Origin of the sequence: Mycobacterium sp. DL99 (genome assembly GCF_004762045.1) — a bacterium.
In the GTDB taxonomy this organism is placed as follows: domain Bacteria; phylum Actinomycetota; class Actinomycetes; order Mycobacteriales; family Mycobacteriaceae; genus Mycobacterium.
Genome location: NZ_SJOM01000007.1, coordinates 5,269,427 through 5,293,382, shown reverse-complemented (window position 1 = coordinate 5,293,382; position 23,956 = coordinate 5,269,427). Strand labels below are relative to the sequence as shown.

The window sequence follows — 23,956 nt, the reverse complement described above, 5'->3', positions numbered from 1 at the left end:
GTCGCCATGGTTGCGACGGTGAGCCCTGTTCGGTGTAGGCGATCTATCCGCCGGCGCCCAGATAGTCCTGGAACGATGCACCGTCGACCGCGTTTTCCGGGGTCAGATTGGCTCCCGACCTGTAACCGCCGACGATGCGGCCGGGGAGGGTGAATCTGGCCACGCGACGCACGCTGTTGTGTGCTGAGAGATACATTTGTCCCAATTCTGGGTGACTGTGGACGCTGGGGCCGCCGATGTCGGGCACCCGTCCGGCCGGCTCTGTATCGATCAATGCGACCAGTCGGGTGGCCACATCGCGGGTGTCGATGGGCTGGAATCGGACGTCGCGCAGCGTCCACAAAAAGGGTGAGAACCGCTGCACCGAGAACATCTTTTCGATTAGCTCGTGGAACTGGGTGGCGCGCAGGATCGTGTGCCCGACACCGGACGTCTCGAGCGCCTGCTCGACCCGCAACTTGGTCTTGTAATAGGGAAGCGGGATGTCGTCGATCCCGACGATCGAGATATAGATGAGGTGCCCGACGCCCTTGCGTCGCGCAGCTTCGATCAGGTTCCGGGCCGCCCTGATGTCCTTACTGCCGGCGGCTTGAGTCGCGCAATGGACGACGACGTCTACGCCGTCGAGTGCGGCATCCAGACCGTCGGGCTTGAGCAAGTCGGCTTGGTGCCAATGCAGGCCCGTGTATCCAACCCGGTCCTGACGGCTCAGTGCGCGGATTTGATGACCGGCCGCGGTCGCCTCAGGCACCACGTGGTGGCCGAGAGTGCCGGTCGCCCCGGTGACGAGCACAGTGCGTGGCATATTGGCCACGCTACCGACGCGTCACCGGGCCGTCAGCGATTACGCGGCCGCGTCGGACGACTTCTCGTTCTTCTCGGCCTTGACCTTCTTGGTCTGGGGCTGCTTCGCCTTCTTCGAATCCTTCTTCATGCCGCCGGTGGCGTCCTTGATGTCCTTGGCGGCATCATCGACCGCACCGCGCACTTTGGCGACGGTCTCCTGGACCGACTTCTTGACGGGATCGCCGGCGTCAGCGGCGTGGCGGGCCTTCGTCCGGGAGCTTGCCGTCTTCTGCAGCGAGTCCTTGTCCACACCAAGCGCTTTGAGGACATCCTTGCCGGGAGCGGGCTTGGCGCCGGTGTCGGCGTCCTTGGCCTTGGCGTCGGTGCCTTCAATGTCGGCGGCGGGGGCTTCGAGGCTGAGCGTCTTCAGCACGTTGTCGCCCGACGGGACGGACGTGATGGCCTGCTTGCCGGACTGCTTGTTGGCCGTGGATCCGTTGACCTTGAGCATGTTGTCGATGGCCGTTTCCATCTGAGCGTTGATGCCATCGAGCGCGTGCGTGACGGGGGCCAGGCCCTTCTCGACCGCGTCGAACATGGGATTGGCGCCGTTCTGGACGACTTCGAGCGCATCCCTCATGGCCTTGGCGACCGCCACCGTCAGCGCGTTCTGCACGATCGGCTTGAAGTCGGCACCCGGAAGCGCCGGGGTCCAGGCTTCCGGGTTCAGGGCGTGCTCCTGAATGCCGTCGATCAGTGCGTTGAACACAACCTGATTGGCGGCCAGCTGCTGCGTCGGGGTGAGGGGAGAGTGCCACAGGTAAGCCTGATCGCCGGCTTCGCCGAACGTGCGTTCCAGGGTGTCGGGGTTGACGTCCTGGTAGCCCATGTTGACCATCTTCCGCAGCGCATCTTCGACGCTGTCGGTCAATGGAGTCGGGATATGAACGCCCGGAACAAGATTGGCCAGATGCGGGATAACGCGGAACGGTTCGAGCAACGGGAGGTTGCCCGAGTCGTAGGTGATGTACGTGGCCTTGCCGGGGTAGTTGAGGACGTTCACGTTGAAGAGCTTCAGCAGGTCACCGAGGACCGGGATCATCTGCAGACCTTGGCCACCGGTCGGGTCCAGCATCACCTTGACGCCGTCGAGTATTCCGGCACCCAACTTCGGCAAGACATGATTGCCGATGTTGTTGCCCTCGTCTGGGAGCAGGTAGGTGAGGAACACTCCGGCTGCCAGAGAGTTGGCCCAGGCCAGCGGGTTCAGCGTGGTGGGCACATCCGACAGTGGATTGTAGGCCCAGGTGATATCCAGGATCGAGGTGTTCAGGACCTTGGTCTTGTCGGCATTGGTGTAGCTGCCCGCATCCGGAGTGGTGAGGTCGAGTCCGAACAGGTTGGTGAAAGGTGTTGCCAGTGCGAACAATCCGCCACCCGGCCGACTGACGTTGTTGACGAAGATCAGCCACTGACCCGTCACCCCGACATCCCAGTTCGGGTCATTCGACTGGACCGCATTGATCATGTCGCGGTAGGCCATCGAGGTGGTGAGACCGCCCAGGCTCTCGGACAGGATGATGTCGCGGCGCTGATTCAGGACCGGGGCGTGTTTGACGATCCAGTTGATGAAGGCATTGTTCTCGCCGAGCCCGAACATCTGGGAAAGCCCGGTGAAGGTGTAGTCCAGGTCATTGACGGTGTTGTACACGTCGCTGGGCATCGGGCCCTTGACCCCGGCGTCGATCGGCGAGATCTTGTCCAGAACGTTCAGCAGTGTGATGGCTACGTTGGCCAGCTCGGTGTTGCCGGTCAAGCCCCCGGCGGCCTTGATCACGTTCTCGGGGGTGATCCCGAGGATCTGCGCGGTCCAGAAGATCGGGCCCACTCCGTAGATTCCGACGATGTCGGGGATCTGCCCGGCATCGGCGACCAGCTCGACATCCGCTTGCACACTGCGGTTGTGGGCCGCGAGCGCCTCCGGCGCGGAGGACGCAACACCTGCGGTCAACGCCGCCGTGGTGGCGACGATCGCCGCCGCGGTGGCAGCTGCCTTGGCCTTGTGCAGACGGGGAGGGATGGGCTGTGACATCGAGCGGGCCGCCTTCGAAGTGTGATGTAGCCGACAAAGTGCTTGCACACTGTAACAACGCCTATTAGCCCCGTCGCAAATTTGCCCAGATGACCCGACTGCGTCGTGTTTCGGGACGTCTGCCGGCGAACCTGAAAGCGGTTGCAGCCGAGATCGCCCGGGCCTCCCATCGCCTTACGATCGCTTGGCCTACTTCGAAGAATGCCGACATGGCATGACGAGCGTGGTGAAATCACCGTCGTCGGCCGACCGGACGGTGGCCGGTTGGTCGGGCCCGCGGAGGTCGAGCATCAAGTCGTTGCCAATTGCGTGGCTCACCGCTGGGTACAACGTGGTCAGCTCGAACCAGAGCGTCAGGTCGGGGCCAGACACGGTGCCGTTGAGTTCGACAGCGCTGTCGGACAGTTAGGAGGCTCGGCCGGCCGGCCGCCATCCGAAGGCCGACCTTCTCCGGCACCTGCTGCTCCAGCGCCTTGAGCACGTCCTGCTTCTCGACGCTGACGCGATGTGACACAGGGGGAAGTGAACTGACCAGAAGCCGGTAGTCAGGAAAGGCCTCGGTCAGCAGGCGGCAGTGCATCACGGCGCTGTCGGCCATGCGCAGGCTCAGGCTCCGTTCGCTCGCTTCCAGCGTCACGATCGGGGTTCGTCGAAGTCGCGAGGCTGTGGTCTGGAGATCGTCTGCGGCCAGAGTTCCTGCCCAGCAAGCGGCAGGCGGTTGGTTGGGCACAAGCGTCCGCGTGGCCAGGCGATAGCGATCGGTCGCCGTCAGCGAAATGGCGTCTGGATCTGCTTCCAGGCGCACACCATTCAGGACTGGGAACTCGGGATCGTGAATCGTGGTAGCCACGACCTGATCGATCGCCGCGGCGAGGACCGGACCCGAGAGCGCGCAAATACTGAGGCGAGCCGGCTCCCCGAGAGACGCCTTGAGCGTCGTGGCGGCTCGTTGAATCCCGGCTGCCTCCGCGGCGACCTTGGCGACTTGATCGTCGATCAACTGCGCCGCCTCTTGGGCGCTGGCGGTGAAGAACCTGCCGATGGTGGGCAGCGGCATCCCAATCTCGCGCAGCTGACGCAACTGCGCGGCGCGAACGAGCTGCGACTCGCCATAGAGTCGGTACCCCGTGAGCGGTTCGACCTGCTCGGGATCAAGTAAGCCTGCATCGTCATAAAACCGCAACGCGCTCGCGGTCAGCCCGGCGAGCTTCGCGAACGCGCCGATCGACATCAACTCTGGGTCAGCCACCCGAACATCGTCGGGCCTCAACCAACTTGAATGTCAACCGCGACGAGAGCCGTCAACAACGTCTCGCCCCGCCGCAGCTAGTCGGGCGGTCGTCGACGTCACCAGAAATGAGCACATACGGGGTGGCGCTCGCTATGTGCCGGTGTAGTTGACGGGCCAGTGCTTGATGCCGTTGAGCCATCCGGACTTCAGCCGTTCGGGATCGCCGGTCGGCTTGAGGTCGGGCATGTGATCGGCGACGGCGTTGAAGATCAGGTTGATCGTCATCCTGGCGAGGTTGGCGCCGATGCAGTAGTGCGCCCCGGTGCCGCCGAAGCCGACGTGCGGGTTGGGGTCGCGAAGGATGTTGAAGCTGTACGGGTCGTCGAACACGTCCTCGTCGAAATTGGCCGAGCGGTAGGACATCACGACCCGCTGCCCCTTCTTGATCTGCACGCCGTGTAACTCGACATCGGTGAGGGCGGTGCGCTGGAAGGCCGACACCGGCGTGGCCCAACGGATGATCTCGTCGACGGCGGTCTTGGGTCGCTCCCGCTTGAAAAGCTCCCACTGCTCGGGGTATTGGGAGAAGGCGATCATGCCGTGGGTGATCGAGTTGCGGCTCGTCTCGTTGCCCGCGACCGCAAGCATGATGACGAAGAAGCCGAACTCGTCGTCGCTGAGTTTCTCGCCGTCGATATCGGCCTGGACCAGTGCGGTGACGATGTCGTCGGTCGGGTGCTTGCCGCGCTCCTCGGCCATCTTCTGGGCATACGCGATGAGCTCGACCGACGATGCGACCGGATCGACATCGGCGTACTCGGGATCGTCGCCGGCGGTCATCTCGTTGGACCAGCGGAACAGCTTGTCGCGGTCGTCCTGCGGGACACCGAGCAGCTCGGCGATGGCCTGCAGCGGCAGCTCACACGCCACCTGCTCGACGAAATCGCCTGCGCTCAGGGCCACGGCGTTCTTGGCGATCTGCTGCGCGCGGAAGTTGAGTTCATCCTCGAGCCGCGAGAGTGCACGCGGGGTGAAGGCCCGGGAGATGATCTTGCGCAGCCGCGCGTGCTGAGGGTCGTCCGTGTTCAGCAACACGTTGCGCTGCAAGTCGATCGCCTCGCGGGTCATCGTCTGGGGCCAAACCGGGATCGCGCCGTCCGGGGCGGTTCCGAAGACGTCGTTTCGCTTCGACACCTCCTTGACATCGGCATGCCGGGTCACCAGCCAGTAGCCCTTGTCGCCGAATCCTCCGGTGCCGCCGGGGACGTCGACCCAGTGGACGGGTTCGGTCTTACGCAACTCCGCAAGTTCGGTGACGGGAAGGCCCGCGAGATTCAGGTCAGCGTCGAGCGGATCGAAGCCTTCGGGCAGATTCGGACGAGTCATGTGACGAGCGCTCCTCGGCTTCTCAGGGACGGGCGATGACAACGCCCCATCACCTTGCGCTCAGCCGCGAGCCACAACTAGGGCCATTAGTCCCTATTGGGCCTTTGTAGCCTGGGTTTAGCGTAGCAATCCGGTGTAATCAGGAACGTGTTCTAGTTTGCTGAGCAGTAGCTGGAGGTGACGGATTTGAGTAACGATTCGACTAGCGCTGGCGTGCGTGAGATCGATGTCGGCAAGCCGCCGACACGGTTTGCCCGTGGCTGGCACTGCCTGGGGCTGGTCTCGCAGTTTCTGGACGGAAAGCCGCATTCGATCAATGCGTTCGGGACGAAGCTGGCCGTCTTCTCCGACAGCGAGGGCGCGGTGCATGTTCTCGATGCGTACTGCCGTCATCTCGGCGGCGATCTGTCTCAAGGCGAGGTCAAAGACGATGCCCTCGCGTGTCCGTTCCACGACTGGAGGTGGGCGGGCAATGGCCGCTGCACACAGGTCCCGTATGCAAAACGTGCTCCACGCCTCGCACGTACACGTGTGTGGATATCAAGTGTCCGTGCAGGTCTCCTGTTCGTCTGGCACGACCCGGAGGGGAACGCGCCCTCGCCGCACCTCGACATTCCCGAAATTCCGGAGGTTGGTGACGAAACCTGGACGGAATGGTCTTGGCGCACTGAGCTCATCGGCTCCAACTGTCGGGAGATCGTCGACAACATCGTCGATATGGCGCACTTTTACTACATCCATTTCGGGTTTCCGACCTACTTCAAGAACGTGTTCGAAGGGCAGGTCGCGTCCCAGTATCTTCAGACGATCGGCAGGCCCGACGTCAACTTGGGTGGTTCGCACTACGCAGGCGAACAGGTACTCGATTCCGAGGCGTCCTACTTCGGACCGTCGTTCATGATCAACCGGCTGCACAACAGCTACAGCGGCTACGAAGTCGAAGCGATCTTGGTGAACTGTCACTACCCGGTGACACCGGATTCCTTTGTGCTGCAGTGGGGCATCATGGTGCGCCGGCCGCAGGGGCTGACCCCCGAGGCCACGGAGATGCTGCTGAAGGCGTTCACCGAAGGTGTCAGCAGCGGGTTCCTGCAAGACGTGGAGATATGGAAGAACAAGACCCGTATCGACAATCCGCTTCTGGTCGAGGAAGACGGTCCGGTCTACCAGCTGCGCCGATGGTATGAGCAGTTCTACGTTGACGCCGCAGAGGTCACGCCGGAGATGACCGATCGGTTCGAGTACGAGGTGGATACCGTTGCTGCCAACGAATATTGGCGCAACGAAGTCGCGGAGAATCTCCGGCAGCGCGCTGCGGCGGCAGTCCCCGAATAGCGGCCGAGGATTCAGAAATGTATGTACTCAATACAATTGGGAAGGTAGTTCCATGACTTCAGTTCAGCTACTCAATGCCCCAGCGGTGTGCGACACCCAATCGGTTCTGGCGGGTGTCGACGAGTTGTTGCCGCTGCTCCGTGAGCGTGCCCAGGCCACCGAGGACACGCGCACGATTCCCGAAGAATCCTTGAGGGCGCTGGAGGACATCGGTTTCTTCAAGCTGCTGCAGCCCGAACAGTGGGGTGGCCTGCAGTGCGACCCCACCATCTACTGTGAGGCGGTGCGCCGGCTGGCCAGTGCCTGTGGTTCCACCGGTTGGGTGGCCGGCGTTCTCGCCGTGCACAATTGGCACCTGGCGCTGTTCGATCAGCAGGCGCAAGAGGATGTCTGGGGCGACGACCCGGCCGCACGCATATCGTCGTCGTATGCCCCGATGGGTGCAGGCACCGTGACCGAGGCCGGCGACGGCTACATCGTGAGCGGCGAATGGCAATGGTCGTCCGGATCTGCGCACGCCACCTGGACCTTCGTCGGTGGCCCGGTGATCAAGGACGGCCGGCCGGTCGACTTCGGTAGCTTCCTGATCCCGCGCAGCGACTACGAGATCGACGACGTCTGGAACGTGGTCGGCCTGCGCGGCACCGGCAGCAACACCCTTGTGGTCAAGGATGCGTTCGTGCCCAAGCACCGCTTCCTGTCCTACAAGGCGATGAACGACGGCACCGCCGGCGGTTATGAGACGAACACCGCCCCGGTGTACAAGATGCCGTGGGGCACAATCCATCCCACCACCATCTCGACTCCGATCGTGGGTATGGCCTACGGCGCCTACGACGCACACGTCGAGCACCAGGGCAAGCGCGTCCGCGCCGCCTACGCGGGCGAGAAGGCCAAGGACGATCCGTTCGCCAAGATCCGGATCGCCGAGGCGGCCAGTGACATCGACGCCGCCTGGCGTCAGCTGTCGGGCAACGTCGCCGACGAATACGCGCTGCTGGTCGCAGGCGAGGAGATCCCGTTCGAGCTGCGGGCCCGCGCCCGTCGCGATCAGGTGCGCGCCACCGGCCGCGCGATCGCCTCGATCGACCGGCTTTTCGAGGCCTCGGGTGCCACCGCGCTGTCCAATGACGCTCCGGTGCAGCGGTTCTGGCGTGATGCGCACGCCGGCCGGGTGCACGCCGCCAACGATCCCGAGCGTGCCTACCTGATCTTCGGCAACAACGAGTTCGGCCTGCCCCCGGCCGACACGATGGTCTGATACATGACCGCCACCCGGCAGATTCCTCCGATGAGCGTCCGATCGCTGGGGTATCTGCGCATCGAGGCCACCGACATGGCGGCCTGGCGTGAGTACGGGTTGAAGGTGCTCGGGATGGTGGAGGGCACGGGTCTCACCGAGGGGGCGCTCTATCTGCGGATGGACGATTTCCCGGCCCGACTCGTGATCGTCCCGGGCGAGCGTGATCGCCTGCTGGAGTCCGGCTGGGAGACCGCGAACGCCGAAGCGTTGCGTGATATCCGTGCTGGCCTGGCCCGGGCGGGCATTCCCTACCGTGAGGCCACCGCGGCCGAGCTTGCCGATCGACGCGTTGACGAGATGATTCGACTGCGGGATCCGTCGGGCAACACGCTGGAGCTGTTCCACGGCGCGGCGCTCGAGCATCGCCGGGTGGTGAGCCCCTACGGGCACAGGTTCGTCACCGGGGATCAGGGTCTGGGGCACGTGGTGCTGACCGCCCGCGATGACGCCGAATCGCTGCGTTTCTATCGAGACGTGCTCGGCTTCGCACTGCGTGACTCGATGCGGCTACCCCCGCAAGCGGTCGGCGGGCCCGCCGACCGCCATCCGGCCTGGCTGCGGTTCCTCGGGGTCAACCCGCGCCACCACAGCCTGGCGTTTCTGCCGGGCGAGACTTCTAGCGGGATCGTGCATCTGATGATCGAGGTAGAGAACAGTGACGATCTGGGCCTCTGCCTGGATCGTGCGTCCCGCCGAGGGGTTCCGCTGTCGGCGACGCTTGGCCGCCACGTCAATGACGAGATGCTGTCCTTCTACATGAAGACGCCCGGCGGCTTCGACCTCGAATTCGGCTGTGAGGGATTGCAGGTCGACGATCACGAGTGGACTGTCCGTGAATCGACCGCGGTCAGTTTGTGGGGTCACGACTTCACCGCCGGGTCGCACAACCGGTGACGGACGTGGGCTCCGGGGTGTGGATCCAGGGCCGCGGCCGGCCCTGGATCCACCGGAATCAGCTCAGGCGGGGGCCTTCTGCTGCGCTCCTGCGGGGATGAGGCCGAGCTGCTGCAGCATGCCCAGGGTGTCCCAGGTGACCCAACTTTCGGCGATCTTGCCGTCCTCGATGCGGTCGACATTGGTCAGGTTGATCCGGCTGTGTTTACCGGTGGCCGGCCGGCCCATGATCTCGCCGGTGTTATCGCCCTGCGCCTCGATCATCGTGCACACGTGATCGCCTTCGGCGAGTTGCATCTTGACGTCGAATCGCATGTTGGAGAACGAGTTCCGGTACATCGCCATCAGGCTCCGCATATGTTCGGGGCCGCGTTGATCTCCGAACGGATCCTGGGTGTCGTGGAAGGCGGCACCGGGAGCGACGAGATCGTCCAGCTCGCTTAGGTCACCGGAGGCAAACACCTCCCATATGCGTCGGGAAATCGCCTTGTTCTGGTCATTGGCCATGATTCCGGCCTTTCATGGGGACACCGCACGGCAGAGAACGTCCGCACAAGAACCGTAGAACTGCCGCAGGCGATGCGACAGACGCGTCGCAACGTTTGCTGCCGGACGCAACCACCGCCGCCTCGGCCGGGACTGGATGACCTGCTTCGACACATCGAGCTCAGGTGCAGTTTTGATCCTGATCTGTCTGTCGTTCGGGGTGCGGCACCGGTTTGGTGCTCAACATCGATACCCGCGGCATGCGATTGCCGAAGCCGGGTTGATCCTTCCGCTCCCCGGGCAACCACGGGCCCCTGCCCGGTGCCGGGCAGGGGCCCGTGGGGTGGGCGGTTTAGCTGTTGTCCGAATCGCCGTTCGCGCTGCCGCCAGTGGTTGCGCCTCCGGCGGTGTTCTTCTTCTTGTCGGCGCCGCTGTTCAGTCCTTTCAGGGACTTCTTGACGTTGTCGCGGATGCCCTTCAGCGTCTTGTCGACCTGGCCTGCGGCGTGGTCGATCGAGGCGCGCAGCTTCTGGCTCTGTCGCAAGGAGGTGGTGCCGGTCTTGCTGGGCCGGATCTTGTTGCCTGCTGAAAGATCGGTTACGCCATTGGAACTGACGCTGACCGCGGCAGGAGCCTCGGGGTCGGCCTGGGCCGCGGTGCCGGTGACTGCGGGGAGTTCAGGTGTGGCCGGTGCCGCGATCGCCAGGGTGCCTGCGCTCGCCGCTGCCGGGGCAGGCAGGGCGATCCCCGTCGCAAGTTGTCGCGGAAGCTTGATGAGTTGGTTGAGGATCAGCCCGCCGCTGACCAGACACCCGCAGCCGCCCCACTTCCGAAACTCGAAGATTCGCTTGAGCTGCTTCTCGGCAATATCGGCTGGGATATTGGCGATCGCGAATGCCGCCCCCGTGAGGTCACCGGAATTGGTCGCATCGAGCGCGTCCTGAGCGCCGACAGTGACCGAGGTGATCAGGTCGGACGGCACTCCAAGGGCCAAGCCGACCAATGTGCTCGCCGTCGGTACCGACAAGACTCCCTTCACCAGGGTGCTGAAATGATCAGTCATCAATCCGGGGATGCTCAGCAGATTCATCATTGGGAACCCGGCCCACATGATGTTGCCGAGCGCGTTTACCAGGACGGTTCCTGCCTGCTCGGGCTGTCCGGCTTGGATCAGCGCAGCGGCCTGGTTGATCGCGGGGGCCATCGTCAGTTCCGCCCAGTTCTGCAGGGCGGGAATGGCCTGTTGGAGACCCGCGACGTACCACCCGGCGTACGTCGACAGATTGGTGACGACTTGGCGCGCCAATGGCGCCGGATTCTCCATCCAGAAATTGGCTAGTTCGCCGATGTCCTCGCCGGTGTTCGCCGCAATCTGGCTCCAGCGGGTCAACGGATCAACGGTGGAAGTCAGTGCCACCTGTGCGGTCGAGATGGTGTTGGTGGCCGACTGGGTGACCGGCGGTGGCGCCAGCGGCGACACGGCGATGACACCGGCCCCCACAATTGCTAGCCCCGCTGTGGCGTACGAGCGTAACGCTGCGTGTATCAATGGTTTCCTTCCAAGGAGCGTGGAAACCGGGACGCTAGCAACGTGAGAGGCCGTCGCACTATGAATACAACAAAACTGGAATGGGGCAGCTAGATCCGAGTAAACGCTGAGAAATGGCCGCGTGGTGCATGTTTACCTGGTGAAACGGCTTGGCCGAGACTGGCGTCAGCAATCGTGCTTTCAATCGAACATAGTGCAATGTGCAACAAGCCGGGACGGTGCCGCAACCTGTTCCAGGCGCCGTCCCGGCTCGGGCCTAGCCCGCCCAGTTCGGCGGGCGCTTCTGCAGGAACGCCATCATGCCCTCGCGCGCCTCGTCGGACACGAACAGTTGTGCCGACTGCCGGGTCAGATCCTCGGCCAGCTCGTCGAACCCACGCAGGATCGCCGCAGTCGTAAGCCCCTTCGACGTCGCCAGCCCCTGCGGTGACCCCTTCGCGATTTCACCCGTCAGCGCGGCAACCGCACCGGATACGTCATCGGCGGACACGGTGATCAGCCCGATCTCGGCCGCCTCGGCGGCACCGAACTTCTCACCGGTGACGAAGTACCGTCCCGCCGCCCGCGGCAACATCTTGGGCAACAGCGTCAGCGAAATGATCGACGGTGCAACGCCGATACGCGCTTCGGTCAATGCGAACGTACTCTGCGGACCGGCGACGACGAGATCGCACGCACCGACCAGCCCCATCCCGCCGGCCCGCACGTGCCCGTCGATCGCGCCGATCACCGGAATCGGTAATTCCAGGATGGCCCGCAGCAGCTTGGTCATCTCGCGGGCCCGGTCGACAGCGATGTCGCCGGGATCCTGGCCGGCGGCCTCTCTGAGATCGGCTCCGGCGCAGAAGGTCCCACCAGTGTGCCCGAGCACCACCGCCCGGACCCCGGGCTCGTCAGCGGCATCGGAGAAGCCCTGGAGCAACTGCTCGATCAGGGCCGTGGACAGCGCGTTGCGGTTGTGCGGGGAGTCCAGCGTCAGCCGGGCGACGTTGCCCTCGACCGCGTAATGAACTAAAGACGTCATTGTCAGTACGGCCCGTCAGTATGAGCGAGGAAGACCCAGCGAGGTCTGCGCGACGAAGTTCAGGATCATCTCACGGCTCACCGGCGCGATGCGGGCGAGCTTCGATGCCGTCACCGCAGCGGCGATGCCGTACTCCTTGGTCAGGCCGTTGCCGCCGAGGGATTGCACGGCCTGATCGACCGCCCGCACCGACGCCTCACCTGCCGCGTACTTGGCCATGTTGGCGGCCTCGGCCGCGCCGAAGTCGTCGCCGGCGTCATACAGCGTCGCGGCCTTCTGCATCATCAGCTTGGCCAGCTCCACCTCGATGTGGTTCTGCGCCAGCGGGTGCGAGATACCTTGGTGTGAACCGATCGGCACCTTCCAGACCTGGCGGGTCTTGACGTAGTCGACAGCCTTGTTGATGGCGAACCGGCCCACACCGACCGCGCTGGCCGCACCCATGATGCGTTCGGGGTTCAGCCCGGCGAACAGCTGCGCGATCGCGGCATCTTCCGAACCCACCAGCGCATCGGCGGGCAGCCGGACGTCGTCGAGGAACACCTGGAATTGGCTCTCCGGGCTGATGATCTCCATCTCGATCTTGGTCCAGCTCAGGCCCGGGGTGTCGGTGGGGATGACGAACAGCGCCGGCTTGAGGTTTCCGGTCTTGTGATCCTCGGTGCGGCCGACGACAAGCACCGCCTGCGCCTGGTCGATACCGGAGATGAACGTCTTCTGGCCCTTGAGGATCCAGTCGCTGCCGTCGCGTTTGGCGGTGGTGGTGATGCGGTGGCTGTTGGAACCCGCATCAGGCTCGGTGATCGCGAAGGCCATGGTGATCGACCCGTCGGCGATGCCGGGGATCCAGCGCTTCTTCTGCTCCTCGGTGCCGAACTTGGAGATGATGGTGCCGTTGATTGCGGGGGAGACGACCATCATCAGCAGCGCTGACCCGGCCGCCGACATCTCTTCCATCACCATGGACAGCTCGTACATGCCGGCGCCGCCGCCGCCGTACTCCTCGGGCAGGTTCACCCCGATGAAGCCGAGTTTTCCTGCCTCATTCCACAATTCGGTGGTGTGCTGGCCGGAGCGGGCCTTCTCAAGGTAGTAGTCCTGCCCGTAGTTGGCGGCCATCGCGGCGACCGCCTGGCGCAGTGCCTTCTGTTCTTCGGTTTCGATGAAGCTCATGACTGTTCTCCTTCAGGGTTCTCTACGCGGGCAAGTACGGCGCCGACCTCGACCTGTTGGCCTGCGGCGACATTGAGTTCGGCCAGCACCCCGTCTTCGGGTGCGGCGATGGTGTGCTCCATCTTCATGGCCTCCAGCCAGATCAGCGGTTGGCCGGCGGTGACGGTGTCGCCGACGGCGGCGCCGACCCGGACCACCGAACCGGGCATCGGTGCCAGCAGCGAGCCGTGTGCGACCGCATCGTCCGGATCGGGGAAGCGCGGCAGCGCAGTGAACGCCACCGGGCCCAGTGGAGAGTCGACGAACACCTGATCGCCATAACGCGCCACGTCGAACGCGCGGTCGACACCGTTGACCGTGAGCACCACCCGGTCCGGGGTCGCCGACGCCAGGGAAACTCCGTCGTCGTCGGGCAGCTCGACCCCGGTGCGGGTGAACCGGTAGCGCACCGCGACGTCATCACCCGCGGCGTTGCGGTACGTCCGCGACTGGTAGTCCGAAACCAGGTTGCGCCATCCGCTGGGTGCGGCACCGAAAACCGTTGCGCTACTGCGGTTATGTGCGGCCTCGGCCAACGCCGCCGCGATCGCCGACAGCGTCACCACTCCCGCACCGGCCAGCGGAGCGGCCAGGACATCGAGCCCGTGCGTGTCGAAGAACGCCGTGTCGGTGGCCCCGTCCAGGAATGCCGGATGCCGCAGCACATTCACCAGCAGATCGCGGTTGGTTCGCAGTCCGTGAATCCGGGTGCGGGCCAACGCATCGGCCAGCACGGTCGCGGCCTGACGGCGGGTCGGGGCATACGAGATGACCTTGGCCAGCATGGGGTCGTAGAAGATCGACACCACCGAGCCGTCCTCGATACCGGTGTCGACGCGCACCTGCCCGGGGACATCGAACCGGTGCACGGTGCCGGCCTGAGGCTGCCAGCCCTTGGCCGGATCCTCGGCATACAGGCGGGCCTCGATGGCCGAACCACGCGAGGCCGGCGGCTCGGCGTCGAGTCGGCCGCCGTCGGCGACCAGGATCTGCAGCTCGACCAGATCGAGCCCAGTGGTGGCCTCGGTGACCGGATGCTCCACCTGCAGGCGGGTATTCATCTCCAGGAAGAAGAAGTCCCCCTGCTCGTCCGCCATGAACTCGACGGTGCCCGCGCCGGCGTAGCCGATCGCCTCGGCGGCCAGCCGGGCCGCGTCGAACAGCTTCTCCCGCATCCCGGGGGTACGTTCCACCAGAGGCGACGGCGCTTCCTCGATGACCTTCTGATGACGCCGCTGGATCGAGCACTCACGCTCGCCGACCGCCCACACCGTGCCGTGCTCATCGGCCAGCACCTGTACCTCGACGTGATGGCCGGCGGCCAGGTAGCGCTCGCAGAACACCGTCGGATCACCGAACGCCGACTGTGCCTCACGCTGGGCTGCGGCCACTTCGCTTGGCAGATCCGACAGTTCGCGCACCACGCGCATGCCGCGGCCACCACCGCCGGCCGAGGCCTTCACCAGGACCGGCAGCTGGTCGGCCGTCACCGTCGACGGATCGAGCTCGGTGAGCACCGGAACGCCGGCCGCGGCCATCATCTTCTTGGCTTCGATCTTGGAGCCCATCGCCTGTACGGCGTTCACCGGCGGACCGATCCAGGTCAGCCCGGCATCGATCACGGCGGCCGCGAAATCCGGGTTCTCGGAAAGGAACCCGTAGCCGGGATGAATGGCGTCCGCGCCGGACGCCTGGGCGGCGGCGATGATCTGCGCGGAATCGAGATAGCCGTTGTTGCCTTCCAGCCGCACCCGGGCGTCCGCCTCGGCGACGTGCGGGGACCCGGCATCGGGGTCGGTGTACACGGCGACCGTGCCGATGCCGAGACGACGGCAGGTCTCGAATACCCGGCGCGCGATCTCGCCGCGGTTGGCGACCAGAACTCTCGTAATCACTGTTCGCTCACATCCTGAAGACGCCGAAGTTCGACGTCCCCTCGATCGGGCCATTCGCAATGGCGGACAGGCACATTCCCAGCACGGTGCGGGTATCGCGGGGGTCGATCACCCCGTCGTCGTACAACCGGCCGGACAGGAACATCGGCAGCGACTCGGCCTCGATCTGTGCCTCGACCGCGGCCCGCAACGCAGCGTCGGCGGCCTCGTCGACCTGCTGACCGCGGGCCTCTGCGGCGGCGCGGCTGACGATCGAGAGCACCCCGGCCAGCTGGGTGCCGCCCATCACGGCGGACTTGGACGACGGCCAGGCGAACAGGAACCGCGGGTCATAGGCCCGCCCGCACATGCCGTAGTGGCCCGCGCCGTAGGAGGCTCCCAGCAGCAGAGAGATGTGCGGCACCGTGGAGTTCGACACCGCATTGATCATCATCGAGCCGTGCTTGATCATGCCGCCCTCTTCGTACTGCTTACCCACCATGTAGCCGGTGGTGTTGTGCAGGAACAGAAGTGGGGTATCGGACCGGTTGGCCAGCTGGATGAACTGGGTGGCCTTCTGAGACTCCTCACTGAACAGCACCCCGCGGGCATTCGCCAGGATCCCCACCGGGTAGCCGTACAGCGTGGCCCATCCCGTCACCAGCGAGGACCCGTACAACGGTTTGAACTCGTCGAAGTCCGAGCCGTCGACGATGCGGGCGATCACATCGCGCGGGTCGAACGGGATACGCAGATCGGCGGGGACGATGCCGATGAGCTCCTCCGGGTCGAACTTCGGCTCGACCACCGGTGCGGGGACGGGGCCCTTCTTCCGCCAGTTCAGCCGGGCCACGATGCGCCGCCCGATCCGGATCGCGTCGAGCTCGTCATTGGCCAGGTAGTCACCCAGACCCGAAGTGCGGGCGTGCATCTCGGCACCGCCCAGTGACTCGTCGTCGGACTCCTCTCCGGTGGCCATCTTGACCAGCGGCGGCCCGGCCAGGAACACCTTGGAGCGTTCCTTGATCATCACCACGTGATCGGACATGCCCGGCACGTACGCACCGCCGGCCGTCGAGTTGCCGAACACCAGCGCGATGGTCGGGATGCCCGCCGCCGACAGCCGCGTCAGATCGCGGAACATCTGCCCGCCCGGGATGAAGATCTCCTTCTGCGTCGGCAGATCGGCGCCACCGGACTCGACGAGGGAGACCACCGGAAGCCGGTTCTCCATCGCGATCTGGTTGGCGCGCAGGATCTTCTTGAGCGTCCACGGGTTGCTGGTGCCGCCCTTGACCGTCGGATCATTCGCGACGATCAGGCACTCGACACCCTCCACGGCGCCGATACCGCAGACGACGCTGGCGCCCACGGTGAAATCACTGCCCCAGGCCGCCAACGGGCTCAGCTCCAGGAACGGCGCGTCGGGATCCAGCAGCAGCTCCACCCGCTCGCGTGCGGTGAGCTTGCCGCGGCCGTGATGGCGGTCCACATACTTGGGTCCGCCACCGGCCAGGGCCTTGGCGTGCTCGGTGTCGAGTTCGGCGAGCTTGGTCGCCATCACCTCGGCGGCCTCGGTGAACCCGGGGGAGCTCGGATCGATCGTGGATTTGAGAGTGGTCATGACTGGAACCCCAATGTCTTTGCGGCCAACGAGGTCAGGATCTCGGTGGTACCCCCGCCGATACCCAGGATGCGCATGTCGCGGTACTGCCGCTCGACCTCGGACTCGGCCATGTACCCCATGCCGCCGAACAGCTGGACGGCCTGATTGGCCACCCACTCGCCGGTCTCCACGGCCGTGTTCTTGGCGAAGCACACCTCGGTGATCAGATTCGCCTCGCCCGCGAGTTGCCGCTCCACCACATGGCGCGTGTAGACCCGGGCCACGTCGATCCGCCGGGCCATTTCAGCCAGGGTGTTCTGCACCGACTGCCGGGCGATCAGAGGCTTGCCGAAGGTTTCGCGGTCGCGGCACCACTGCACGGTCAGATCCAGGCAGCGCTGTGCGCTGGCGTAGGCCTGCACGGCCAGGCCCACCCGCTCGGAGACGAACGCCGCCGCGATCTGGAGGAAGCCGGAGTTCTCCGCGCCGATCAGGTTGGCCACCGGTACCCGCACGTCGGTGTAGGACAGCTCGGCGGTATCGCTTGACCGCCAACCCATCTTGTCGAGCTTGCGGCTGACCTCAAAGCCCGGCGTGCCCTTGTCCACCACGATCAGTGAGACGCCCGCCGCTCCCGGTCCTCGGGTGCGGGACGCGGTGACGACGTAGTCCGCACGCACACCCGAGGTGATGTACGTCTTGGCGCCGTTGAGGATGTAGTCATCACCGTCGCGGGTGGCCTTCGTGGTGAGGTGCCCGACGTCGGAGCCGCCACCGGGTTCGGTGATTGCCAGGGATCCGATGAGATCCCCGCGCAGCGTGGGCTTCACGTATGTCTCGATCAGGCGCTCGTCGCCCGAGGCGATCATGTGCGGCACCGCGATGCCGCAGGTGAACAACGAGGCGAACACGCCGCCGGGTGAACCCGCGTAATGCATTTCCTCGCAGATGATCACGGCGTCGGCGCCGTCGCCGCCACCACCACCGGCCGACTCGGGGAAATTGGCCCCGAGCAGGCCGGCCTCGCCGGCCTTGCGGTGCAGTTCGCGCGGCAGCTCGCCCGTGCGTTCCCACTCGGCGGCGTGCGGCAGCACCTCGCGCTCGGCAAAACTGCGCACCGTCTTGCGCAATGCCTCGCGCTCGGGCGAAGTCCAGATGCTCACTTGATGAGTTCCTCCGGGATATCGAGATGACGGCTGCGCAACCATTCGCCCAGCCCCTTGGCCTGCGGATCGAATCGGGCCTGATACGCGACGCCCTGGCCGAGAATGCCCTCGATCACAAAGTTCACGGCCCGCAGATTCGGAAGCAGGTGCCGGGTGACCGGCAGATCGGCTGTTTCGGGCAGTAATTCACGAATCTTGTCGACAGTGAGCGTGTGGGCCAGCCAGCGCCACGCCTCGTCGGTGCGTACCCACACGCCGACATTGGCCGACCCGCCCTTGTCGCCGCTGCGGGCGCCGGCGATCGTGCCGAGCGCGGCGCGCCGAGTGGTCCCGGTGGGGAGCGCCTCGGGCAGAGAGGGATCGGACACCGGCGCCAGATCGAGGGTTTCGTTCGCCGGAGCGATACCGATCCGCGTGCCATCGGCGTGCACGGCGATGTGCGGCACCTCGGCGGCATCGACGTAGCCGGGTACGAACACCCCGTATATCTGACCGTCTCCCGGGGGCGCGGTGGTGGTGAATCCCGGATAGCTCGCCAGCGCGAGTTCCACACCTGCCGAGGAGAATTGGCGTCCGACGATGTTGGGATCGGGATCGCGGACCACGCAGTGCAGCAGGGCGCTGGCGGCCTCCTCGGTATCAGCATCGGGATGATCGGTGCGAGCCAGCGTCCAATCCAGTTCGGCCGGGCGGACTTTCAGGCCGTCCTCCAACTGGCTGCGCACAAGCTGGGCCTTGGCCTTGATGTCCAGTCCGGTCAGCACGAACGTGGCGGCGTTGCGGAATCCGCCGATGCTGTTGCACGACACCTTCAGCGTCGGCGGCGGGGCCTCGCCCGTCACCCCGGAGATGCGTACGCGGTTGTCGCCGTCCTGGCTCAACTGCAACGAGTCCACCCGCAGCGTCACATCGGGATTGGCGTAGCGGGCGCCGGTGATCTCGTAGAGCAGCTGCGCGGTGACCGTGCCGACGCTGACCTGCCCGCCGGTGCCCGCATGCTTGGTGATCACCGAGGAACCGTCGGCGGAGATCTCGGCGATGGGGAATCCGGGGCGGGCCAGATCTGGAATTTCTGCGAAGAAGGAGTAATTGCCTCCGGTGGCCTGGGTACCGCACTCGATTACGTGACCGGCAGCCACCGCCCCGGCCAGCGCGTCGTAGTCGGTGGCCTTCCAGCCGAAGTGTGCGGCCGCGGGCCCGACGATCACCGACGCGTCTGTGACGCGGCCGGTGACGACGACGTCGGCGCCGGAATTCAGACAGTCGACGATGCCCCACGCGCCCAGGTAGGCATTGGCGGCCAGCGGCGTGCCCAGGCCCAGCTCGGAAGCCCGCCCGACCAGGTCGTCGCCCTCGACGTGGGCGACGTTGACGTCGAGGCCCAGCCGTTCGGCCAGTGCCCGCACGGCGGCGGCCAGCCCTGCGGGGTTCAATCCGCCGGCGTTGGCCACGATCTTCACGCCGTTGTCCAACGCCAGCCCGAGCGACTGCTCCAGCTGGGTCAGGAAGGTCTTGGCGTAGCCGCGGTCAGGGTTCTTGGCCCGGTCGCGGGCCAGGATCAGCATCGTGAGTTCGGCGAGGTAATCGCCGGTCAGATAGTCCAGCTCACCACCGGTGAGCATGTCTCGCATCGCGGACAGCCGATCACCGTAAAAGCCCGAACAGTTGCCGATGCGAACCGCACCAGTCCCTGAAGGCACATGCACTCCCGTCGACGCTGACAATGAATACCTACCAACCAACCAACCGGTAGGTTAGCCGGTGTCGCAGGTCTCACGTCAAGCGCTGACCCGCGTTTTGGATCCGACGCGGGACAACCGTTACTCTGTACCTAATCGTCGCCGCCGGCGTGCCCATTTCGGTTCGCGCGGCAACAACCCAGAACAAGGAGATGCACGTCATGGCTGTGCCCAAGCGCAGAATGTCGCGCGCGAACACCCGTAGCCGGCGCGCGCAGTGGAAGGCCGAGGCCACCGGTCTCGTCGGCGTCAATGTCGCCGGTCAGCAGCACAAGGTGCCGCGCCGTCTGCTCAAGGCCGCTCGTCTCGGCCTGGTCGACCTCGACAAGCGCTAGAACCGCAGAACACTTCCTCAAAAAGCGCTATCACTCGTGATAGCGCTTTTTGTCGTGCTCAGGGTTGTCCAGGCCCCCTGAAAACGCTCGGGGAATTTGCGGCGCGCCTCTCAGCCCACTCTCAGACAGCAGGTTGAAACTGTGCCTGTGCGCATACTTGTCGTTGACGACGATCGCGCTGTGCGCGAATCCCTCCGCCGGTCGCTTTCCTTCAATGGTTATTCGGTCGAACTTGCCCAGGATGGGGTCGAAGCCCTCGAATCGATTGCCAATGACCGGCCTGACGCTGTGGTTCTGGACGTGATGATGCCGCGGATGGACGGCCTGGAGGTGTGCCGGCAGCTCCGCAGCACCGGCGACGATCTGCCGATCCTGGTGTTGACCGCGCGCGACACCACCTCGGAGAAAGTGGCCGGGCTGGACGCCGGCGCCGACGATTACCTGCCCAAGCCGTTCGCCCTCGAGGAACTGCTGGCGCGGATGCGCGCGTTGCTGCGTCGTACCGTCAGCGACGATGGCACCGACTCGCAGAAGATGACGTTCACAGACCTCACGCTGGACCCGGTGACCCGCGAGGTGACCCGCGGCGAGCGTCAGATCAGCCTCACCCGCACCGAGTTCTCGCTGCTGGAGATGCTGATCGCCAACCCGCGGCGGGTGCTGACCCGTAGCCGCATCCTCGAAGAGGTGTGGGGTTTCGACTTCCCGACCTCAGGCAATGCCCTCGAGGTGTACATCGGCTACCTGCGCCGCAAGACCGAGGCCGAAGGAGAGCCCCGGCTGATCCACACCGTGCGCGGCGTCGGTTACGTCCTGCGTGAAACGCCCCCCTGATTTGATGGCGCTCAACGCAAACACCTGGCGAACCGCGACCGACTCTGGGCGGCTCGCCGCCGTGAACCTACGGAACACCAGCTCACTGTCGTTGCGCTGGCGCGTGATGATGCTCGCGATGTCGATGGTGGCCATGGTGGTCGTTCTGATGGCCGTCGCCGTCTACGCCGTCGTCTCGCGGGCGCTCTATGACGACCTGGACAACCAGCTGCACAGCCGCGCCCGGCTGCTCATCGAGAGCGGATCGCTGGCCGCCGATCCGGGTAAGGCGATCGAGGGCACCGCGTACTCCGACGTCAACGCGATGCTGGTGATCCCGGGCCGGTCCATTTACACGGCCAACCAGCAGGGCCAGATGCTGCCGCTGGGCAAGCCCGAGAAGGACGTCATCTCCGGCGAACTGCTGATGTCCCTGCGCACCGCCAACCACCAGCGGGTGCTTGCGGTGCACCTGGCCAACGGCAGTTCCCTGTTGATCTCCAAGAGCCTGGCGCCCACTGTCCAAGTGCTGAGACGGTTGGGCACAGTGCTGCTCATCGTCGGCGGCGTCGGGGTGGCGGTGGCCGCCATGGCCGGTGGTGCGGTGGCCAGAGCGGGCCTGCGGCCGGTGGGCAGACTCACCGAAGCCGCCGAGCGGGTGGCCCGCACCGACGACCTGCGGCCCATTCCGGTGGTCGGCAGCGACGAGCTGGCCCGGCTGACCGAGGCGTTCAACATGATGTTGCGGGCGCTGGCCGAATCGAGGGAACGCCAGTCCCGGCTGGTGTCCGACGCCGGGCACGAGCTGAGAACGCCGCTGACCTCACTGCGCACCAACGTCGAACTGCTGATGGCCTCGCAGGCACCCGGGGCGCCGCCGCTGCCCAAGGACGAGATGGACGGGCTGCAGCAGGACGTGATCGCGCAGATCGAGGAGCTGTCCACCCTGGTCGGCGACCTTGTCGACCTCACCCGCGACGACGCCGGCGGCATCACTCCCGAGCCGGTCGACATGTCCGAGGTCGTCGAACGCAGCCTGGAACGGGTCCGGCGGCGCCGCAACGACATCGAATTCGATGTCGACGTCATCGGCTGGCAGGTGTTCGGCGACGCACCCGGGCTGGGCCGTGCCGTGCTGAACCTGCTCGACAACGCCGCCAAGTGGAGTCCGGCCGGCGGCCGGGTCGGTGTGCGGTTGCATCAGGTCGACCCGACGCACGCCGAACTGGTGGTCTCCGACCATGGGCCCGGCATCCCGCCACAGGACCGTGCGCTGGTGTTCGAGCGCTTCTACCGCTCGGATGCGGCGAGGGCGATGCCGGGATCCGGCCTCGGATTGGCTATCGTCCAGCAAGTGGTGCTCAAACACGGTGGCGCACTGCGGATTGACGACACTGTGCCGGGCGGCACTCCACCGGGCGCTTCGTTCCACATGGTGTTGCCGGGGCAACCGATCCCCAGCGGCGACGCGACACACCTGCCGCTGGCCGACGGTGGGCGCACTGTCGGCGCGGAGAAAAGGTGAGACAGTTAATTCAGTCGGGGGACTAGTCATGGATGGATCAGAGATCTCTAAGTGGATTCTCAGCCCATCTGGGCAACCTGAGTGGCAGCGAGTTCGTTTGACGAATTGACAGACACACAAGGGTTGGACAAACGGGTCGGACCGGACCGGCGTTACACGCCGACGGACCAATTACCAAGAGAAGAGCACGCAGCACAATGACGAACCACCCGAGGTACCCCCAACAGCCGGAGCAGCATCCCGGCGGCGTTGCCCCCGGATACGGCGGTGCGCGTCCTGATCCTTACCAGCAACAGCAGTACGACTGGCGCTACGCCCGTCAACAGCCGCAGCAGCACCCGCCGCATCAGACCCAGCCGCACCAGAACCCGCAGCACCAGACTCAGCAGCAGGCGTACCGCGCGCCCTATGACCCGTACCGGATTCCGGCCGGCCCGCAGCCCGTGCCGGCCAAGAAACGCTCCAGGACCGGTCTGGTCGTCGGGGCGCTTGCCGTGGCCGTGGTGTCGGCCGGCATCGGCGGCGGTGTCGCCACGCTGGTGAACGACGATCACCCGCGCCTGGGCAGCCAGGGTCTCGGCGCCGCGCCGACGGTTCCCGCGGCTGCGCTGCCCCCCGGTTCGGTGGAGCAGGTGGCGGCCAAGGTGGTGCCGAGTGTGGTCAAACTCGAGACCGATCTGGGCCGCGCTTCCGAGGAGGGCTCAGGCATCATCCTCACCGCCGACGGCCTCATCCTGACCAACAACCACGTCGTGCAGGGCGCCAAGCCGGGAGCGCCCGCCCCGGCGACCGCACCGGGCGGGGCACCGGTCGGCGCCCAGACCAAGGTGACGTTCTCCGACGGGACCACCAAGCCGTTCACCGTCGTCGGCACCGACCCCAGCAGCGACATCGCCGTCGTGCGCGCGCAGGATGTCTCGGGTCTCACCCCCATCACCCTCGGCTCGTCGGCCAACCTGCGGGTGGGCCAGGACGTCGTCGCGATCGGGTCGCCGCTGGGGCTGGAAGGCACCGTCACCACCGGCATCATCAGTGCGCTGAACCGGCCGGTTGCGGCCGGCGGCGACGCCCGCAACCAGAACACCGTGCTCGACGCCATCCAGACCGACGCCGCCATCAACCCGGGCAACTCCGGTGGCGCGCTGGTCAACATGAACGGCGAACTGGTCGGGATCAACTCGGCGATCGCCACCCTGGGCGGGGATTCGCCTCAGGCGCAGAGCGGCTCGATCGGACTGGGCTTCGCGATCCCGGTGGATCAGGCCAAGCGCATCGCCGACGAGCTGATCCAGAGTGGCACGGCCTCGCATGCCTCGCTGGGTGTGCAGGTGGCCAACGACAAGGCCACCGACGGCGCCAAGATCGTGGAGGTCACCAATGGCGGGGCCGCCGCGGCGGCCGGTCTGCCCAGCGGTGTGGTGGTCACCAAGGTCGACGACCGGGTGATCGGCAGCGCTGACGCGCTCGTGGCGGCGGTGCGGTCCAAGGCCCCCGGCGACAAGGTCACGCTGACCTTCCTGGACCAGGGCGGCAAGCCGCAGACCATCGAGGTCACGCTCGGCCGGGCGGAGCAGTGAGCACCGTGATCGGATCGGACAGG

Annotated in this window: 19 protein-coding genes; 7 read left to right on the top strand and 12 right to left on the bottom strand. The window is 65.6% G+C overall.

Annotation, left to right across the window (positions count from 1 at the left end; translation table 11 throughout):
* Positions 1-43: 43 nt before the first annotated feature.
* The 4 genes from EYZ64_RS25810 to EYZ64_RS25795 all read right to left on the bottom strand — a co-directional run bounded on the left by EYZ64_RS25810 (position 44) and on the right by EYZ64_RS25795 (position 5,495).
* Positions 44-805: an SDR family oxidoreductase gene (locus EYZ64_RS25810; protein WP_135457969.1), complete on the bottom strand. Its 762-nt coding sequence runs from the start codon at positions 803-805 to the stop codon at positions 44-46.
* 39 nt (positions 806-844) lie between these two features.
* Positions 845-2,878, bottom strand: a complete 2,034-nt coding sequence (locus tag EYZ64_RS25805; protein ID WP_135457967.1) for a PE-PPE domain-containing protein — start codon at positions 2,876-2,878, stop codon at positions 845-847.
* 232 nt (positions 2,879-3,110) lie between these two features.
* On the bottom strand, positions 3,111-4,127 hold the full coding sequence (locus tag EYZ64_RS25800) for a DNA polymerase III subunit beta family protein (RefSeq protein WP_286175130.1): 1,017 nt from the start codon (positions 4,125-4,127) through the stop codon (positions 3,111-3,113).
* A gap of 132 nt (positions 4,128-4,259) precedes the next feature.
* On the bottom strand, positions 4,260-5,495 hold the full coding sequence (locus EYZ64_RS25795) for a cytochrome P450 (RefSeq protein WP_135457965.1): 1,236 nt from the start codon (positions 5,493-5,495) through the stop codon (positions 4,260-4,262).
* Positions 5,496-5,681: 186 nt separating this feature from the next.
* Between EYZ64_RS25795 and EYZ64_RS25790 the strand changes: the two genes are divergently transcribed.
* The 3 genes from EYZ64_RS25790 to hsaC are packed head-to-tail and all read left to right on the top strand — an operon-like array spanning position 5,682 to position 9,027.
* Entirely contained in the window at positions 5,682-6,830 is a 1,149-nt protein-coding gene (locus EYZ64_RS25790) for a 3-ketosteroid-9-alpha-monooxygenase, oxygenase component (protein ID WP_135457963.1), read from the top strand.
* Positions 6,831-6,882: 52 nt separating this feature from the next.
* Entirely contained in the window at positions 6,883-8,091 is a 1,209-nt protein-coding gene (gene hsaA, locus EYZ64_RS25785) for a 3-hydroxy-9,10-secoandrosta-1,3,5(10)-triene-9,17-dione monooxygenase oxygenase subunit (protein WP_135457960.1), read from the top strand.
* Positions 8,092-8,121: 30 nt separating this feature from the next.
* Positions 8,122-9,027: an iron-dependent extradiol dioxygenase HsaC gene (hsaC, locus tag EYZ64_RS25780; RefSeq protein ID WP_135457958.1), complete on the top strand. Its 906-nt coding sequence runs from the start codon at positions 8,122-8,124 to the stop codon at positions 9,025-9,027.
* A 63-nt stretch (positions 9,028-9,090) separates the two neighbouring features.
* On the opposite strand, the gene EYZ64_RS25775 is transcribed toward hsaC, so the two are convergent.
* From EYZ64_RS25775 to EYZ64_RS25740, 8 genes are all read right to left on the bottom strand, one after another.
* Positions 9,091-9,534, bottom strand: coding sequence for an ester cyclase (locus EYZ64_RS25775; protein ID WP_135457954.1), 444 nt, complete (start codon positions 9,532-9,534; stop codon positions 9,091-9,093).
* Between the two features lie 331 nt (positions 9,535-9,865).
* Entirely contained in the window at positions 9,866-11,014 is a 1,149-nt protein-coding gene (locus tag EYZ64_RS25770; RefSeq protein WP_135457952.1) for a hypothetical protein, read from the bottom strand.
* Positions 11,015-11,318: 304 nt separating this feature from the next.
* The gene (locus EYZ64_RS25765; protein ID WP_135457950.1) at positions 11,319-12,086 is read right to left on the bottom strand and encodes an enoyl-CoA hydratase family protein; all 768 of its coding nucleotides are present in this window, start codon (positions 12,084-12,086) and stop codon (positions 11,319-11,321) included.
* A 15-nt stretch (positions 12,087-12,101) separates the two neighbouring features.
* Complete coding sequence (locus EYZ64_RS25760; RefSeq protein WP_135457948.1) at positions 12,102-13,259, bottom strand: acyl-CoA dehydrogenase family protein; 1,158 nt, start codon at positions 13,257-13,259, stop codon at positions 12,102-12,104.
* On the bottom strand, positions 13,256-15,247 hold the full coding sequence (locus EYZ64_RS25755) for an ATP-binding protein (RefSeq protein ID WP_167857968.1): 1,992 nt from the start codon (positions 15,245-15,247) through the stop codon (positions 13,256-13,258). The genes EYZ64_RS25760 and EYZ64_RS25755 overlap by 4 nt, the downstream gene beginning before the upstream one ends.
* Positions 15,201-16,796, bottom strand: coding sequence for an acyl-CoA carboxylase subunit beta (locus EYZ64_RS25750; protein ID WP_135457944.1), 1,596 nt, complete (start codon positions 16,794-16,796; stop codon positions 15,201-15,203). Before EYZ64_RS25750 ends, EYZ64_RS25755 begins: the two co-directional genes overlap by 47 nt.
* The gene (locus EYZ64_RS25745) at positions 16,793-17,941 is read right to left on the bottom strand and encodes an acyl-CoA dehydrogenase family protein (RefSeq protein ID WP_135457942.1); all 1,149 of its coding nucleotides are present in this window, start codon (positions 17,939-17,941) and stop codon (positions 16,793-16,795) included. Before EYZ64_RS25745 ends, EYZ64_RS25750 begins: the two co-directional genes overlap by 4 nt.
* On the bottom strand, positions 17,938-19,644 hold the full coding sequence (locus tag EYZ64_RS25740) for an acyclic terpene utilization AtuA family protein (RefSeq protein WP_135457940.1): 1,707 nt from the start codon (positions 19,642-19,644) through the stop codon (positions 17,938-17,940). The genes EYZ64_RS25745 and EYZ64_RS25740 overlap by 4 nt, the downstream gene beginning before the upstream one ends.
* A gap of 200 nt (positions 19,645-19,844) precedes the next feature.
* Here EYZ64_RS25740 and rpmF point away from each other — a divergent pair, with 200 nt between their 5' ends.
* The 4 genes from rpmF (at position 19,845) to EYZ64_RS25720 (ending at position 23,933) form a co-directional block, all read left to right on the top strand.
* Positions 19,845-20,018, top strand: a complete 174-nt coding sequence (gene rpmF / locus EYZ64_RS25735) for a 50S ribosomal protein L32 (protein WP_003885704.1) — start codon at positions 19,845-19,847, stop codon at positions 20,016-20,018.
* 147 nt (positions 20,019-20,165) lie between these two features.
* Entirely contained in the window at positions 20,166-20,852 is a 687-nt protein-coding gene (locus tag EYZ64_RS25730; protein ID WP_135457937.1) for a response regulator transcription factor, read from the top strand.
* Positions 20,853-20,856: 4 nt separating this feature from the next.
* A complete protein-coding gene (locus EYZ64_RS25725; RefSeq protein WP_210115575.1) occupies positions 20,857-22,356 on the top strand; it encodes a HAMP domain-containing sensor histidine kinase in 1,500 nt (499 codons plus the stop codon).
* Positions 22,357-22,553: 197 nt separating this feature from the next.
* A complete protein-coding gene (locus tag EYZ64_RS25720) occupies positions 22,554-23,933 on the top strand; it encodes a S1C family serine protease (protein ID WP_135457935.1) in 1,380 nt (459 codons plus the stop codon).
* Positions 23,934-23,956: the final 23 nt, after the last annotated feature.